12 protein-coding genes are annotated in these 16,388 nt (G+C 72.8%); 6 read left to right on the forward strand and 6 right to left on the reverse strand.

Features of this window, described 5'->3' with window-relative positions:
- Positions 1–114 precede the first annotated feature (114 nt).
- From FHX40_RS12055 to FHX40_RS12065, 3 genes are all read right to left on the reverse strand, one after another.
- A complete protein-coding gene (locus tag FHX40_RS12055; RefSeq protein WP_142259689.1) occupies positions 115–1,185 on the reverse strand; it encodes an ADP-ribosylglycohydrolase family protein in 1,071 nt (356 codons plus the stop codon).
- Positions 1,186–1,239: 54 nt separating this feature from the next.
- Positions 1,240–2,466, reverse strand: a complete 1,227-nt coding sequence (locus FHX40_RS12060) for an acyl-CoA dehydrogenase family protein (protein ID WP_142259690.1) — start codon at positions 2,464–2,466, stop codon at positions 1,240–1,242.
- Positions 2,467–2,623: 157 nt separating this feature from the next.
- Complete coding sequence (locus FHX40_RS12065) at positions 2,624–4,060, reverse strand: XRE family transcriptional regulator (RefSeq protein ID WP_142259691.1); 1,437 nt, start codon at positions 4,058–4,060, stop codon at positions 2,624–2,626.
- Positions 4,061–4,493: 433 nt separating this feature from the next.
- Between FHX40_RS12065 and aceA the strand changes: the two genes are divergently transcribed.
- On the forward strand, positions 4,494–5,804 hold the full coding sequence (gene aceA / locus FHX40_RS12070) for an isocitrate lyase (protein ID WP_142259692.1): 1,311 nt from the start codon (positions 4,494–4,496) through the stop codon (positions 5,802–5,804).
- Positions 5,805–5,971: 167 nt separating this feature from the next.
- Here the strand turns inward: aceA and FHX40_RS12075 are convergent, their stop codons facing one another.
- From FHX40_RS12075 to FHX40_RS12085, 3 genes are all read right to left on the reverse strand, one after another.
- The gene (locus FHX40_RS12075; protein WP_170198812.1) at positions 5,972–7,609 is read right to left on the reverse strand and encodes a serine/threonine-protein kinase; all 1,638 of its coding nucleotides are present in this window, start codon (positions 7,607–7,609) and stop codon (positions 5,972–5,974) included.
- Positions 7,610–8,029: 420 nt separating this feature from the next.
- Positions 8,030–8,497, reverse strand: a complete 468-nt coding sequence (locus FHX40_RS12080) for a hypothetical protein (protein WP_142259694.1) — start codon at positions 8,495–8,497, stop codon at positions 8,030–8,032.
- Between the two features lie 446 nt (positions 8,498–8,943).
- Positions 8,944–9,816: a LysR family transcriptional regulator gene (locus tag FHX40_RS12085; protein WP_142259695.1), complete on the reverse strand. Its 873-nt coding sequence runs from the start codon at positions 9,814–9,816 to the stop codon at positions 8,944–8,946.
- Between the two features lie 583 nt (positions 9,817–10,399).
- On the opposite strand from FHX40_RS12085, the gene FHX40_RS12090 reads away from it, so the two are divergent.
- The 5 genes from FHX40_RS12090 (at position 10,400) to FHX40_RS12110 (ending at position 16,352) form a co-directional block, all read left to right on the forward strand.
- A complete protein-coding gene (locus FHX40_RS12090) occupies positions 10,400–11,461 on the forward strand; it encodes a neutral zinc metallopeptidase (RefSeq protein ID WP_244941594.1) in 1,062 nt (353 codons plus the stop codon).
- 305 nt (positions 11,462–11,766) lie between these two features.
- Positions 11,767–13,404 carry an LCP family glycopolymer transferase gene (locus tag FHX40_RS12095; RefSeq protein WP_229788238.1) on the forward strand — a complete coding sequence of 546 codons (1,638 nt, stop codon included), beginning with the start codon at positions 11,767–11,769 and terminating at the stop codon, positions 13,402–13,404.
- A gap of 246 nt (positions 13,405–13,650) precedes the next feature.
- On the forward strand, positions 13,651–14,994 hold the full coding sequence (locus FHX40_RS12100; protein ID WP_229788240.1) for a S8 family serine peptidase: 1,344 nt from the start codon (positions 13,651–13,653) through the stop codon (positions 14,992–14,994).
- 50 nt (positions 14,995–15,044) lie between these two features.
- Entirely contained in the window at positions 15,045–15,299 is a 255-nt protein-coding gene (locus FHX40_RS12105; RefSeq protein WP_142259698.1) for a hypothetical protein, read from the forward strand.
- A gap of 159 nt (positions 15,300–15,458) precedes the next feature.
- Positions 15,459–16,352, forward strand: coding sequence for an ion transporter (locus FHX40_RS12110; protein ID WP_306465682.1), 894 nt, complete (start codon positions 15,459–15,461; stop codon positions 16,350–16,352).
- Positions 16,353–16,388: the final 36 nt, after the last annotated feature.

Raw genomic sequence — 16,388 nt, forward strand, 5'->3', positions numbered from 1 at the left:
AGGGACCCGGCCAGGCTGGGCCGTACACAACACCGAAATTGTTTGCGAAAAGCAATAACGGGAATCGGTATGCGTTGCCGATTCCTGACCGTTAGACGTACGGTCCCGCGGTGATTACCACCCTGGGTAGCGGTCCCACCAGTAGGGATCCTTCGGCGGTTCGTACTCTCCCCCGCCGGGGCTCTCGGTGAGTTGCAGGACCAGGTCGCGCGCAAGGGTGTCCATGACCCAGACGAGTTCCAGCCTGCTGAGCAGCTCGACCGGCCAGATGTCGACGCCGTGCAGCGCGCCGAGCAGGGCACCGGTGACGGCGGCGACCGAATCGCCGTCGGGAGCGGTGGCGGCGAAGGTGAGCGCGTCCATCGCCTCCCTGGATGTCACGGCCGATGCCCGGGAGAGGCGGTTCGAGGCCGTGACGTACACGCCGCCGAGGAGGGCTGAGGGGGCGGTGGCGTCGGGGGCGAGGTGGGCGAGGCGGTCGGGGCGCATGGGCGACAGCCGGGCCTCGTCGAACGCCTCGCGGATTCGGGCGTCGAACTCGGCCAGGTCCGGCAGGTGGGGCTGGGAGGCGACCGCCTCGTCGAAGGAGCCGACGGCAAGACACCGGCCGAGCAGGAGCACCGCGGCCGCGGTCGCCCGGTGAGCCTGCGGGTCGCCGTGGGTCAGCGCCGCCACGTCGCGGGCGAGATCGGCCAGCCGGTCCGCGGGCGTGCCCTCCGCCAGGGCCGCCAGGGGGAGGGAGCGGGTGAGGGCGTGGCAGCCGCGGCTGGAGGTGACCGGCCGGTCGGCGGTGGGCTGCTGCGGCTGCCGCAGCGCCGCCACGGTGGCGGGCGCCGAGCCGCGCCGCTCCCGAAGCTGCGGTACCGCGGCGAGCCAGCCGTCCGGCCACCGCTCCCTTCCCTCCGCCCAGTGCCGGTGCGCTTCGTGGACGCCGACGCCCTGCAGGACACCCCACCGGCAGTAGGCGTGCCAGACGACCGACGGCGGATGGCAGATGCCCCGGTGGGCTAACCGTACGGCGGCGCGGATGACGCCCTCGATGGTGAACGCCGCGAGCTGGGTGGTGACGCCGACGCGGATGGGCCCGGACGGCGGGATGCCGCCGGAGCCGACGGCGTCGCCAAGCATGAGTCCCAGCACCAGGCCGCGGACCCGGTTCGCCCACGTGGCAGGCCCGTTACGCATCGTTCGCCTCCCGCACGATCGCCAGGGGAAGGCCGGCCCGCCGCCGTGGGGCCGTCAGCGGACGGGCAGGCCGGTGACCGCGCGGCCGATGATAAGGCGCTGGATCTCGGAGGTGCCCTCGAAGATGGTGAAGATCTTGGCGTCGCGGTGGAAGCGTTCGACGGGGTGGTCGCGGGTGTAGCCGGCGCCGCCGAGGACCTGGATGGCCTGTTCGGTGACCCAGACGGCGGTCTCGCCGGCGACGAGCTTGCTCATCGAGCCCTCGGCCTGGCTGAACGGCATGCCGTGGCGGGCCATCCACGCGGCGCGCCAGGTGAGCAGGCGGGCGATGTCGACGCGGGTGGCCATGTCGGCGAGCAGGAACGCGATCGCCTGGTTCTCGCCGATCTTGCGGCCGAACTGCTCGCGTTCCCGCGCGTAGTCGCGGGCGTACTCGTACGCGGCCCGGGCCACGCCGACGGCCATCGCGGCGACCGTGGGCCGGGTGGCCTCGAAGGTGCGCATGGCCGCGTGGTCGCCGCTGCGCTTGCCCTCGCGGGCCCGGGCGAGCCGGGCGTCGAGCCGTTCCTTGCCGCCGAGCAGGCAGGAGCCGGGGATGCGGACGTCCTCGAGGACCACCTCGGCGGTGTGCGAGGCGCGGATGCCGTGCTTGCGGAACTTCTGGCCCTGGTAGAGCCCGCGGGTGCCGGGTGGCACGATGAACGTGGCCTGCCCGCGGGTGCCGAGTTCGGGGTCGACCGAGGCGACGACCACGTGCACGTTGGCGATGCCGCCGTTGGTGGCCCAGGTCTTCACCCCGTTGAGCACCCAGTCGCCGGTGGCCTCGTCGTACACCGCCCGGGTGCGGATGCCGCCGAGGTCGCTGCCGGCCTCGGGCTCGGAGACGCAGAACGCGCCGAGCTTGACGTCGTCCACGGTGCCGAACATCTCCGGCAGCCACTGCGCCGCCTGCTCGGGGGTGCCGCTGCCGGAGACGGCCGCGGCGGCGAGGCCGGTGCCGACGAGCGACAACCCGATGCCCGCGTCGCCCCAGAACAGCTCCTCGAAGGTGACCGGGATGCCGAGGCCGCTCTCCTCGAACCACTGCTCGATGAAGAAGTCGAGCGAGTACAGCCCGATCTTGGCCGCCTCCTGGAGGATCGGCCAGGGGGTCTCCTCGCGTTCGTCCCATTCGGCCGCGGCCGGGCGGATCACCGACTCCGCGAACCCGTGCACCCAGTCGCGGATCTGCCGCACGTCCTCGCTCGGTTCCGGGCAGAACCCGATCGCGCTGTCGCTCATCGCAATCCCCCCGCAGGTTCCGCGCCCGCCGTCGGGCGCCGCCCGCCCCGCCGTACGGCCCGGCGGTGCACGCCGGGAGCACCGGGCGCCCGGGCCGACGGGGCCGCGTCCGGACTATCCCCCAAATAGGGACGATTAGTCGGCGGCGGGCACGCGGTCAGTCCTGCGAGTGGCGCTCGAGGAAGGTGTAGACGTCGGTGTCGTCGACGCCGGGGAACGAGCCGGGCGGCAGCGCGGCGAGCACGTGCGAGTTGGCGCGGGCCGACGGCCACACGTAGCCCTCCCAGCGCTGGGCGAGCTCGGCGGGCGGGCGGCGGCAGCAGTCGCCGGTGGGGCAGTTCGACTTGGTGCGGAGGGTGGTCTCCCGGCCGCGGAACCAGCGGGACTCCTTGTACGGCACGCCGAGCGTGATGGCGAAGTCGCGCTCCCGCGACGGGTCGACGTGCGCCACGCAGAAGTACGTGCCGGTCGGCGCGTCGCAGTACTGGTAGTAGACCGAGAACCGGTCCGGCGACCGGAACACCTGCCGGCCCGCCCACTGCTGGCAGAGCCGCTGCCCCTCGATCGCGCCCTGCTCGTCGGCGGGGAACACGATCCCGTCGTTCTCGTACGCCTTGTAGATGATGCCCTCGGCGTCGTTGCGCACGAAGTGGCAGGTGAGGTCGAGGTGGTGGGTGGCGAGGTTGGTGAACCGGTGCGCCGCCATCTCGTAGGAGACCGCGAAAACGTCCCGCAGGTCCTCCACCGACAGCGCCCGGTTCTGCTTCGCCTCCTTCAGGTACGGCACGGCCGCCTGCTCGGGCACGAGCACGGCGGCGGCGAAGTAGTTCGCCTCGGTGCGCTGGCGCAGGAAGTCGGCGAAGTCCCGCGGCTTGCGGTGGCCGAGCACGAGGTGGCCGAGGGTCTGCAGCAGGATCGTGCGCGGGCTGTGCATGCCGACCTGCTGGTGCTTGACGTAGATGCGCCGGTTGCGCAGGTCCATGATGGCGCGGACCGAGCGGGGCAGGTCCTGCACCGTGTGCACGGTGTAGCCGAAGTGGCTGACCAGCGCCATCACCATGCTCTGGGAGAGCGCGCCGGAGCGGTAGCCGACCGCGGCGAGCGCTCCGGCCGCGGCCTTCTCGATCTCGGCGAAGTAGTTGCCCTGCTCGCGCATGCGGCGGCGCAGCTCGGCGTTGGCGACCCGCGCCTCCTCGGGCGTGGCGGTGCCCTTGGCGGCGCGCGCCTTCAGCTCCTCGTAGAGGGCGAGGATGTGCTCGAGCACGTCGTTGGGGACCCGCGCGGAGACCTTCAGCTTCGGCAGGCCGAGGCTCTGGTAGATCGGGTCGCGCTGCGCCTCCTCCAGCGCGATCTCGAGCTGGGCCCGCCGGTTGGGCGGCTGCCGGCGCAGCAGCTCCTCCACCGGTACGTTGAGCGCGGCGGCGAGCGACTTCAGCAGCGACAGCTTCGGCTCGCGTTTGCCGTTCTCCAGCAGCGAGAGCTGACTCGGCGCCCTGGAGACGCGCTCGCCGAGCTCGGACAGGGTCAGCCCGCGCTGCTTGCGCAGGTGGCGCAGGCGCTGGCCGAACGCCAGGAGGTCCAGCTCCTGCGTCAAAGAAAGCGGTTCTTCGCTCACCAACGACCCCATGCAGGGATCTTATGCGAAAAATCCTGATTTCTTCTAGCCGGAGGACGGCCTCGGCACCGGCCGAGGGCGGCCCCGGCACGCCGTACCGCCGCCCGCCGGCTCGCACCCCCGGTCCGGCCGTCCCGGCCCGCCCCTCGCCGCCGCACTCCCCCGCCACCCCCCGCCCGCCGCGCCCGCCGACCCGGCCTGGCCACGGCGGATTGATCGACAAAGTGATCGCCGTCACATGGAATTGGTCTAGTCCACAGCAGAAACTTCGCAGTTCTTCTCCGTCGAAGACGGCACGATCTTTCCGATTAGAGAAGAAAGTCCCTCCTTCTGCACTGGTCACCTTGATGTAGTGACTCGCCGGTACACACACTCGAAACAGGCCCCAGGGGACGACCAGAGGGAGTAACCGATGAATGATCGCCTCAAGGTGGCCGCAGACGAGCTGCGGCGAGAGTGGGAAACCGACCCGCGTTGGAAGGGCATCGAACGGACCTACACGGCCGAGGACGTTGTCCGGCTGCGCGGCTCCATCCAGGAGGAGTTCACTCTCGCCCGGCTCGGCGCCAAGCGGCTGTGGCACCTGCTGAAGACCGAGGACTACGTCCACGCGCTCGGCGCGCTCACCGGCAACCAGGCCGTGCAGCAGGTGAAGGCGGGTCTGAAGGCCATCTACCTGTCGGGGTGGCAGGTCGCGGCGGACGCCAACCTCGCCGGCCACACCTACCCGGACCAGAGCCTGTACCCGGCCAACTCGGTGCCCGCCGTGGTTCGCCGGATCAACAACGCGCTGCTGCGCGCCGACCAGATCGCCTGGGCCGAGGCGGCCGACTCGCCGAACGGCGGTGAGCGGCAGACCTACTGGCTCGCGCCGATCGTGGCCGACGCCGAGGCCGGTTTCGGCGGTGTGCTCAACGCGTTCGAGCTGATGAAGGCGATGATCGCCGCCGGCGCGGCGGGCGTGCACTTCGAGGACCAGCTCGCGTCCGAGAAGAAGTGCGGCCACCTGGGCGGCAAGGTGCTGGTCCCCACCTCCCAGCACATCAAGACGCTCAACGCCGCGCGGCTCGCCGCCGACATCTGCGGGGTGCCCACGCTGATCATCGCGCGGACCGACGCCCAGGCCGCGACGCTGCTCACCAGCGACATCGACCCGCGGGACCAGAAGTTCCTCACCGGCGAGCGCAGCCCCGAGGGCTTCTTCCGGGTGCGCAACGGCATCGAGGCGTGCATCGCCCGCGGCCTCGCCTACGCGCCGTACGCCGACCTGCTGTGGATGGAGACCTCCACGCCCGACCTCACCGTGGCGAAGGAGTTCGCCGAGGCGATCAAGGCCGAGTACCCGGACAAGATGCTCGCCTACAACTGCTCGCCCTCGTTCAACTGGAAGCGGCACCTGGACGACTCCACCATCGCCAAGTTCCAGCGCGAGCTCGGCCACATGGGGTACAAGTTCCAGTTCATCACCCTGGCCGGCTTCCACTCGCTCAACTACTCGATGTTCGAGCTCGCCCAGGGGTACGCACACGAGGGCATGACCGCGTACGTCGAGCTGCAGCAGCGCGAGTTCGCGGCCGAGCAGCGCGGCTACACCGCCACCCGCCACCAGCGCGAGGTCGGCACCGGTTACTTCGACCTGGTGAGCACGGCGATCTCGCCCGACTCCTCGACCACGGCCCTGAAGGGCTCCACCGAGGAGGAGCAGTTCGTCACGGCGCACTGACGGTCCTCGGGCTCGCCACACCGCTTCGACCGACGTCGCCATTCTGAGCTGGCTCCCAGGCGACCGGCCCGGCCGGGACTTTCCCGGCCGGGCCGTTTCGCGTCCCGGGCCGCACGGCCGCACCCCGCCCGGCCCGGGGTGGCGCGGGCCCGGGACGGGGTGCGGGCTCAGGCGGGGCCGGAGCCGGACGCCGGCGCCTCCGGCGCGGTGGGGGTCGCGGACGGGGAGGGGCCGGGGTCCGGCGCACCGGTCCCCTGGCCGGGGGTCTGGGTGGGGCCGCCGGTCGGGCGCGGCGCCCCGGTCGGTGTGGGCCTGCCGCACGGGCCGCCCCGGCCCCGGCACCACGGAGGCCGCTCCTCGCCCCTGGTCGGCCGCGGCACGATCGGCGGCCTGACGATCGGCGACTCCGCGATGTCCGGCAGCCACTCGTTGCGCGGCGGCCGGGTGGGCGCGGCGGGCACGTCCAGCGCGGGCGGCCGGGTGGCGCGGCGGCGCGCGCGCGGCGTCCGCTCGCCACCGGGCTCCCCGGCCCCGCCGACCCTGCGGGCCCGGCCGGTCTCGGGCCGGTTCGCGGCGGGCCGCCCGGGCCGCGTGCGGCTCGGCACCGCCCGCGGCCGCACCGGCCGTCCGGTCCGCGTCTCGCCCGCGGGCTCGGGGGTGGCGCTCCCCGGCACCACGTACGGCATGCGCTCGGGGGTGCCCGGCACGAGGTGGACGCGGAGGCCGTCGTTGACCATGACGAGCGTGAACGCGGTGAGCGAGGCGGCGGTGACCGCGGCGAGCAGGGTGTTGCCGCGGCCGCGGTGCCACGTGCCCGCGGGCAGGCCGCGCCGTACCCGGCGGCCCCGGGTGGCGCCGTGCCGCGTGCCGCGGGCCGTCCCGCCCTCGGCGTGCTCGCCGTCCGGGCCGGGATAGGGCACCGGCCGCCACACCCTGCGCAGCACCTCGGCGACGGCGGCGCGCAGGTCGGCGTCGCGGGCGATGCCCGGCGCGCCCACGCCGCCCGCGGCGAGCAGCGCGCCGAGCAGCTCCCGCGCGGTGGGCCGCTCGCCGGGTCGTTTGCGCAGCGCCGCGGTGACCGTGCCGCGCAGCAGGTCGGGCACGGCGCCGAGCCGCGGCTCCTCGAGCATGATGCGGCGGGCGAGCACGTCGGCGTCCCCGGTGCCGAACGGGTGCGACCCGGTCGCCGCGTAGGCGACCACGCAGCCCCAGGAGAAGACGTCGGCGGCGGGCGTGGCCCGGCCCCCGGTGAGCCGCTCGGGCGCGACCCAGCCGGGGCTGCCCATGATCCGCCCCGCCTGCGTGTACGCGGTGGCGACGTCGACGTCGGTCGCGATGCCGAAGTCGATCACGTACGGCCCGGCCGGGGACAGCAGCACGTTGGCGGGCTTGAGGTCGCGGTGCACCAGGCCCGCGTCGTGCACGGCGAGCAGCGCGGCGGCCACGCCGAGCGCCACGCCGTACGCGAGGCCGGGGTCGAGCGGCCCGCGCGCGGCGACCACCTGGGAGAGCGCCGGGCCGGGCACGTACTCGGTGACGAGGTAGGGCCGGTCCCCGTCCATGCCGGCCTCGATGACGGCGGCGGTCTGGAACGGCACGACCCGCCGGGAGAACTCGATCTCCTGGGCGAACCGCGCCCGGAGCGTGGGGTCGAGGAGGTGGACGCTGTGCGGGGTCTTCACCGCGACGAGCCCGCCCTCCGGGTGCTCGGCGAGGTACACCACGCCCATGCCCCCGCTGCCCAGGCGGCCGAGCAGGGGGTATCGGCCGATGACCACCGGATCCCCGGCCGTGAGCGGGCCCACGCCCGGGGGCATGCCGCCGGGGCCTGTTCCGCCACGCGCCATCGGGAATGTCGACCTCTCTCCGGACGGGTGTCCCGCTCTGGACACTCTGGCCCGGCCCGATGCCGTGGGTGGCCTGCCGGTGACAATCGGCATCGAAAGGTAAGCGGATTATCTCCTCAAAGTAAGGTCACGATGTAATGAAAAGCAGTGCTTGATGGCGAAATGCCACCTGTGCCAGACGTAGGCCGAATATCCCCTAGGCGAAGATCGCATCCGGGTACGGCCATCGGCCGCGACACCGGCGTCCAGCAGGGACATCAGGGCACACCAAAGCTCAGGACGCCGGTTACCGGACAACACCGGTAAATGCGGCGAGAAAAGCCCAAAAAAGACGTTGAAGGCAACTCGCCAGGAGCCAGGACGCCGATCAGCGGGACGTCAGAAATAGGACTCGGTCTCGTCGTAGTCCTCGTCCTCGTCCGGGCGCGCCCACCGCGACGGCATGAGCACCGGGATGAACAGCGCGATGCCCAGCATCAGATAGACGCCCGAGGTGAGCAGGGCCTGCATGCCACGGCCGGCCAGGATGAGGTCCTGCGGCAGGTTGCCGGCGACCGGGGCGAGGCTCATCGCCCGGTCGACGTCGAGGACGTACACCACGGTCCAGGCGAGCAGCACGATCGACGGCACGAACACCGCCAACGGCGACACGCGGGTGGCGATGACCACGCCGAGGATCAGGCCGACGACCGCCAGCACGCCCAGGCCGATGAGCACCTGCTGCTGGTTGAGCAAGGTGGGATCCTCCGGGGCCCGCTGCGCGATGGCGTGCCCGGCCCAGCCCGTGCCGACCAGCAGGGCCGCCGTGAGCAGGACGCCGCCCAGGAGGCCGAATACGTGCCGCATCTCCACCACCTCGCGAACGAGCACCCGGGGTGCGCCCGTGTGGCCGCGGCCCCAGTGGCGACAAACACCCCAAACCGCTGGTGTTACGAAAGCCTGGGCAATTCTGCCATCACACCGATCAGGCCGGTAGGAAGATCGACAGGAAGAGGAATTTCCCCGGGGCGCATCGGAGGAACGGCACGGCGGAGCCGTACGGCGTGCGGCGCGGTCCCGGCACAGGCGGTGAAAGTGCGGCAAGGTACGGCCTGCCGCGCGCGCCGTGGCGAGGCATGACCGGATCGACGGGACGGCCTCGGCGCGGAACGGCCGCCCCGTCGGTCACATCCTCCCACCCGGCACCCGGTGGCCTCCGCCGTACCGGCGGACCATGCCCAGAGGGTCTTGAAACGGTCCAAAATCGACCGGCTCCGCGGACCCGCCCCGGGCGGCTCCGGGGGGAGGCGGGGCTAGGCGGCGGAGCCCCGCTCCACGAGCGCCAGGAAGTTCTGCGCGGCCGTGGGGAGCCGGCGCCGGGCGTGCACGATCGCGATCACCTTGCGGATCGGCGGATCGAGCGACCGGATGGCGAGACCGGCCCGCTTCGCCTGTTCGGACAGGCCGCGGTGACCGAGGAGCGCGGCCTGCCCGGAGCGCACCGCCCCGACCCAGCCGATCCGCTCGTCGGGCTCGGGGGCGGGCGCGGGGACCACCCTGTGGTGGGCGAGAAGCTGGTCCAGCTCCCTGCGGCGGGGGGTTCCCGGAGGGGGCAGGATCAGCTTCATCCCGTTGAGACGGGACAACGGGACCGGCTCTGGAAGGTTCCAATCCGCCGCCGCGATGAGCACCATCTCCTGACACTTCACCGGGCGGCCGACCAGGTCGGGGGGCACCGGCAGGTCGGTGAGCCCGAGCTCGGCACGCTGCCTGCGGATCGCGTTGACCACGGCGTCCCGGCCCTCGCACGGGACCGGCACGACGCGGACGGCCGGGTGCTCCTCGTTGTACCTCGGCACCAGGACCCTCGCCAGCCCGGGCTGGAGGGCGGGTGTGGTGGCGATGCGGAGTTCGGCACCGGCGCCGCCGGAGACGCTCGCGGCCAGGTCCGCGATCTGCTGGACCGCGCCCAGCGCCTCGCGGGCGAGACGCACGACCTTTCGCCCTTCCGGCGTCACGACGACGCCCCGCCCGGAACGGGCGAACAGCGTCATGCCGAGCTCGCGTTCCAGATCGCGGATCGCACGGGAGAGCGCGGGCTGCGCGATATACAGCGACTTGGCCGCGTCGGTCATCGTGCGGTGCTCCGCAGTGGCGACCACATATCGGAGCTGCTGCAGATTCATGGAACGAAGCTAGGACAGATTCCCCCGTCGTTTCCGGAACATCGCGGAGATCACCTCGCTCGATTACTCCGCGTAATTAACTGATGCGACATCCGTGACAGGAGGGAAATCGGTACAGTTTTGCCCCAAATTCGGTAAAGATCCGCAGTAGGGATCTCAGAAGGGGGGAAACGACGTGGCGACGAACGGACCTCACCCGCCGCCGCATTCGCCGAATCCCGACTGGAACGGACCACAACCGGGGGGGATTTCCGGTCCGGGCCCTACCGACGGGAACACGCTCTCGTACACGTTCGCGGCGCCGGGCGGTGACCCGCGCCTGACGCCCGGCCCGTCCGCACCGCCGCCGGGCGGCGGCTTCGCGGCCGCGATGCCGCCGCAGGGCCCGCCGCCGGGCATGCCGCCCCAGGGCATGCCGCCGCAGCCGGGTCCCGCGGGCCCCTACGCGCCGCCGCCTCCGCCGCAGGGGTACGGCGGCCCACCCGCGCCGCCACCCGGGCCGCACGGGGCCGGGCCGTACCCGCCGGGGCCGCGGCCGCCCTATCCGCCGCCGGGACCGGTCGGCACGCCGCCCCGCCCGCCCATGCCGCCCCGGCCGTACCCGCCCGCGGCCCACCCCCTCGGCGCCCCGCACCACGCCCGGCGGCGCAGCGGCACCGGGGCGAGCGCGGCGATCGGCGGCTTCCTCGGCGTGCTCGCCGGCATCCTCGTGCTGCTCGTCATCGGCGCGAACCTGCTGGGCGAGGAGGACGGCCCGGACACGGTGTCGGCGCTGCCCACGCCGAGCTTCACGTTCACCCCGCCGACGCCCGCGCCGTACAGCCCGCCGAACATCGACCTGCCGAACCGGACCGCGGAGGCGACGCGGGAGGCCGAGCGGCAGCCCACCCAGGTGCAGCGCACCCCGGCGGTGAACCGGTCGCTGCAGAACAACAGCCTCTACCGCGCGGGCCGCCTGCCGACGGTGAGCTGCCCGGCCGGGTCGGTGAACATCGGCAGCCACGCCCAGGTGAAGAGCCTGTTCCTGCGCACCGCCCGGTGCATGAACCGCGCGTGGGCCACCTCGCTGCGCAAGGTCGGCATCCCGCACATGCCGCCCGGGTACGCGATCGCCGCGGTCCGCGGCCGGGGCGCCTGCGGCGACTACCCGCCGCGCGGCAGCATCGTCCCTTACTACTGCCCGCGCAACACCACGATCTACGCGTCGACCTCGGCGATGACCCGGGGCCTCGGCAACATGCCGGGGTACAGCACGGTCACCTCCTGGCACGGCGCGCTCACCGCGATCATGGCACACGAGTACGGCCACCACGTGCAGTACCTGGCCGGGCTCACCGACGCCTGGTGGCAGCGCACGCTGCAGTCCACCTCGCAGAGCACGCGGCTCGCGCTGAGCCGCCGGCTCGAGCTCCAGGCGACGTGCCTCGCCGGGATGTTCATGCGCGCGGCGGCCCCCAGCTACCCGGTGACGTCGCAGGGCCGGAACATCCTCTACTACTTCCACTCGCGGGTCGGCGACCAGCCGGGGTATCCGCGCGACCACGGCTCCCCCGCCAACAACCTGCGGTGGTTCCGGATGGGGTTCGACCACAACAACGCCCGGCAGTGCAACACCTGGCGGGCCTCGGCCTCGGCGGTCTCGTAGGCCGCGCGGGCGCCGTCACGCGGCCGGCCTGCGGCGACGCCTGACCTTCGGGTTACCGGATGATCGCAAGATATCGCCCTTCCGTCGATGTTGTCCGGATATGAGGGCTAGAATCCTCCCCATTCCGTGAACTCACGGAGACGGTTATCAGGGTTTGGCCAGGTCGGCCGCGTACATCTAGGGGCAAGCCGGGCGCTCCCGGCCGGGCATGCGCGTGCCCGGCCGCCCGCGCCTGGCCCGCCCCGGTGCCCCACAGCCGGCACCCACGGCCGACAGCGCGGCCGCGACACAGTTAGGGAGCGGTGTTGACCACACGCCTTGGGCGAGCACCGGCCGAATCCGCCGAGACCGGCGGCGAGGAAGAGAGCCCGGACCGACCGAAACCGGGCGGACCTCCCCGTTTCGCCAAGGCGCCGACCACCGCGTCCGTCATCGGCTGGACGGCCCTGTCGGCGGTGCTGCCCGGCATCGCGCACCTGCGCGCGGGCCGGCGCCGCCTCGGCCTCGCCATCCTGATCGTCTTCGGCTCTCTCCTCCTGCTGACCGTCACCGCCGCGATCGTGGCGGTGACCCGGGGCGGCCTGGCGGGGCTGGGCAGCTTCGCGGTGAAGGAGAGCACGCTCATCGGCATCACCGTCATCGCGATCGTGCTCGCCCTCGCCTGGTTCGCGCTGCTGTTCCACTCCTACATCTCGCTGCGCCCGCAGCGGCTGCCGCGGGACGGCCAGATCATCTCGGGCATCGCGGTCGGGCTGCTGTGCGTCGTGGTGATGCTGCCGTTCGGCTTCACCGCCACCACCGTGCAGACCGCCCGCGACGTCGCCAACGACATCTTCCCCACCGAGCCGGAGGCGTCCGCCTCGCCGATCCAGGCGCACGACCCGTGGGCCGGGCGGCGCCGGGTGAACTTCCTGCTCATCGGCGGCGACGCGGCGGGCAACCGGGAGGGCGTGCGGACCGACACGATGATGGTGGCGAGCGTCGACACCCGCACCGGCAACACCGTGCTGTTCAGCCTGCCGCGGAACCTGCAGTACGTGCGCTTCCCCAAGACCAGCCCGCTCGCCGAGAAGTTCCCCAACGGCTTCCTCGGCGACTCCGGCCAGGGCCTGCTCAACGAGGTCTGGTACTACACCGAGAACCACCCCGAGGTGCAGCGCGGCGGCCGGTACCGCGGCTGGCACGCGCTGAAGGACGCGATCGGGCACACGCTCGGCCTGAAGATCGACTACTACGCGCTCGTCGACATGTACGGCTTCGCCGCGCTCATCGACGCGATCGGCGGCCTGCGGATCAACGTGCAGCGCGACATCAAGTGGGGCGGCCTGTACGGCACTGCCGGCACGATCCGGGCCGGCTACCGCAGGCTCAACGGCGAGGAGGTGCTCTGGTACGGCCGGTCCCGGGTGGGCAGCGACGACTTCGACCGGATGGCCCGGCAGCGGTGCGTGATCGGCGCCCTGGCGCAGCAGGCCACGCCGAGCGTGGTGCTCGCCAACTTCAACAAGATCGCCGGTGCGGCGAAGCGCATGTTCCGCACCGACATCCCGCGTGATCTGCTCGAGCACCTGGTCCCGCTCGCGCTCAAGGTGAAGAACGCCAAGATCACCAGCCTGCCGTTCGTGCCGCCGACCATCTACACCGGCAACCCGGACTGGCAGAAGATCCGCCGGCTCACCCGCCGGGCGATCGTCGAGTCGGCCCGGTCCGGCCGTGCCGCCCAGGCCCGGGCGACCGCCACCCCGAGCCCGGGCGCCGCGCCCTCCGGCGGCTCCTCGGTGGCCGCGGGCGCCGGGGCCACCCCGTCGGCCACCCCGGGCACGAACGCGGTGGCGAGCGCCTCGCCCACGGCCGCGCAGCAGCAGCGCACCGCGGTGCCGCGCCGCAGCCCGACCCCGAACGAGGGGGCCCAGTCGATCGAGGAGGCCTGCAACCTGACCTGACCTCACCGCGAACCGCACGGCGGCCGGTCCCTCGCCCACCCGGGCGGGCGGGTCCGGCCGCCTCGCCGTACCGGGGCCGCGTCCCCGCAACCGCGCGCCCGCCGAAATTGGCCGCGGATTTTTGCCGGGCTTACACCTTGATCGGCACGCTCGCCGGGTTTCGCCTACTGGACGGCGGCCGGGCGGATGGACGAATCTTGGCTCCGTCCGACTCCCCTCACCTCGTGGTGGTGTCCCATGCGGGTCATGATCCAGTTGCGCCCTGAGCCCGACGTCGTGGCCGCCGTCGCCGACCCGGAGGTGACGACCTCGGCCTCCGACGTCGCCGACCGGCTGCCGGGCGTGGTGCTCGACGAGTCGTTCCCGCCGATCGCCGTGCCCCGGCCGGTGCCCCGCGGGGGCGATCCGCTGTCGCTGCGCCGGGTGGCCTTCTCCATGGCCCCGCAGGACGCCACGGTGCTCGTGCGCGGCGAGATCGGCGACGACGAGATCACCACCCGCACCGCGCTGCTGCCGGTGGCCCACCGGCAGGTGGCGGGCGTGTTCGCCGACCCGGTGATCGCCCCCGGGCTGGTGTGCGCCGGGGACCCGCCGGTCGGCGACTGGCAGCGGGTGGCCGAGCTGCTCGACACCGCCGGGCTGCGCGCCGAGGGCTGCGACGGGTCCGGGGTGCCGCTGGCGATCCTCGACACCGGGATCAACCTCGCCCATCTGCGCGAGGTGCTCGGCCGCGAGGTGCGTCTCGACGCCGAGCGCAGCCTGGTGCCGGAGGGGGTGAGCGAGCGGCCCGGCGAGGCCTGGGTGGACCACGGCACGATGTGCGCGTTCGACGCGCTGATCGCGGCGCCGAACGCGACCCTGCTCGACCTGCCGGTGCTGCTGTCACAGCGCCCGGGCGGGTCGGCGATCGACGGCCTGCTGTCGGACGCGGTGGCCGCGTTCGCGCACCTGCGCACCGTGCTCGAGGCGATGCCGGAGGAGTCCCGCGCCCTGGTGGTGAGCAACAGCTGGGGCTCGTTCTCGCCGCGCTGGGACTTCCCGGTCGGGCACCCGGGGAACTACTCGGACAACCCCGCGCACCCGTTCAACATCATCGTGGGCAGCCTCGAGCAGGCCGGCGCCGACGTGCTGTTCGCCGCGGGCAACTGCGGCCGGGACTGCCCGGACGGCCGGTGCGCCTTCCCCGAGCGGCCCATCGTCGGCGCGAACTCGCACGGCCAGGTGATCAGCGTCGGCGGCGTCGACGTCGAGGGCAAGCGGGTCGGCTACTCCTCGCAGGGCCCCGGCAGGCTCAGCGACCAGAAGCCCGACCTGTGCGCGTACACCCACTTCTCCGGCTCCCAGGTGTACGGCCCGGACTCCCCCGATTCCGGCACCTCGGCGGCCTGCCCGGTGGCCGCGGGCGTGGTCGCCGCGATCCGCACCCGCTGGCCCGCCAGTCGGCTCTCCCCCGCCGAGCTGCGCACCCTGCTCCAGCGCACCGCCGACGACCGCAGCGACATCGGCTTCGACTACGACTACGGGTACGGCATCCTCAACCCGCCCGCGGTGCTCGCCGCGCTGCGCCGCCTCGAGGCGCGGCGGGTCTGAGCCCGTCCGGGCCTCTGGGCAGCGGGGCCGGGCCGGGGTACCGTGAGGGCATGGTCCTGATGACCGTCCGGCTTCCCCGCGACGCGACCCTCGCCGCGGCCGCCCGCAAGCTCGGGCTGTCCGAGGACGACGTCGACGCCGGCTACGGGCTGGTGCCCCTCGACCCCGCGACGGGGCTGTACGGCGTGCGGGTCAGCGACGAGGCGGCGCGCCGGGTGCGCCCCGAGGCCCTGACCGAGGAGGGCGAGGGCGTGCACGCCGACCCGCGCATCGAGCCCTTCGGCCCGCCCCGCCCGGGCACCTGACCAGGCCGGACGCCCGACCTCCCCACGACTCCCCCCGCACGGCGCGCACCGCCCTCCGGAATCCCACGAGGGCGGCCTTTCGCGTGTCGCGCCGAATGGCGAAGACGGGATGCGGTGGTTCGTTATGATCTTCCGCATTCATGGGATGAGGGGGGAAGCGTGCCGTTTCGCGAGCGGATCCGCCGGATGGTGGAGGCGCGCTGGTTCCAGCGGACGATCGTCGCGGTGATCGTGATCAACGCGATCACCCTGGGGCTGGAGACTTCGCCCACGGTGGTCGACCGGTGGGGCGAGGTCCTGTACGTGATCGACCACGCCGCCCTCTACGTCTTCGTGGCCGAGCTGCTCGCCAAGATCTACGTCTATCGGCTGCGGTTCTTCACCGACGCGTGGAACCTGTTCGACCTCGCCATCGTGGTCATCTCGTTCATGCCGACGACCGGCGTGACCGTGCTGCGGGCGCTGCGCATCCTGCGGGCGCTGCGGCTGATCTCGGTGGTGCCGAGCCTGCGGCGCGTGGTCGCCGCGCTGCTCGGCGCGATCCCGGGCATGGCCTCGATCGCGCTGCTGCTCGGGCTCGTGCTGTACGTCGCGGCGGTGATGGCGACCAAGCTGTACTCGCGCACCGCACCGGACTTCTTCGGCGACCTGCCCACGTCGCTGTTCACGCTGTTCCAGATGATGACCGGCGACGCCTGGAGCGACATCGCCCGGGAGGTCATGGCCGAGCACCCGCTCGCCTGGGTGTTCTTCATCGTGTTCGTCCTCGTCTGCACCTTCGTGGTGCTCAACCTCTTCATCGCGGTCGTGGTGAGCGCGATGGAGGAGGAGCACAAGAGGGAGCACTCCATGGAGGACGTGATCCTCGCCCAGATCGCCGAGCTGCGCGCCGAGATCCGCGAGCTGCGCGCCGCGGCGGGGACCGACGGGCGGGAGCTCGCCGACGCGATGGCGACGGCCGCATCGGTGCCGAACGGCGCGTCGAACGGCGCGCACCCGAACGGGAACGGCGGCCGCCGCGCGGGCCGGAAGGATCGCCGCCGCGGCCGCTGACCCGCGCCCGTAGCGCCCGTACGGCACGGCGGCCGG

The sequence above is a fragment of the Thermopolyspora flexuosa genome (assembly GCF_006716785.1).
In the GTDB taxonomy this organism is placed as follows: domain Bacteria; phylum Actinomycetota; class Actinomycetes; order Streptosporangiales; family Streptosporangiaceae; genus Thermopolyspora; species Thermopolyspora flexuosa.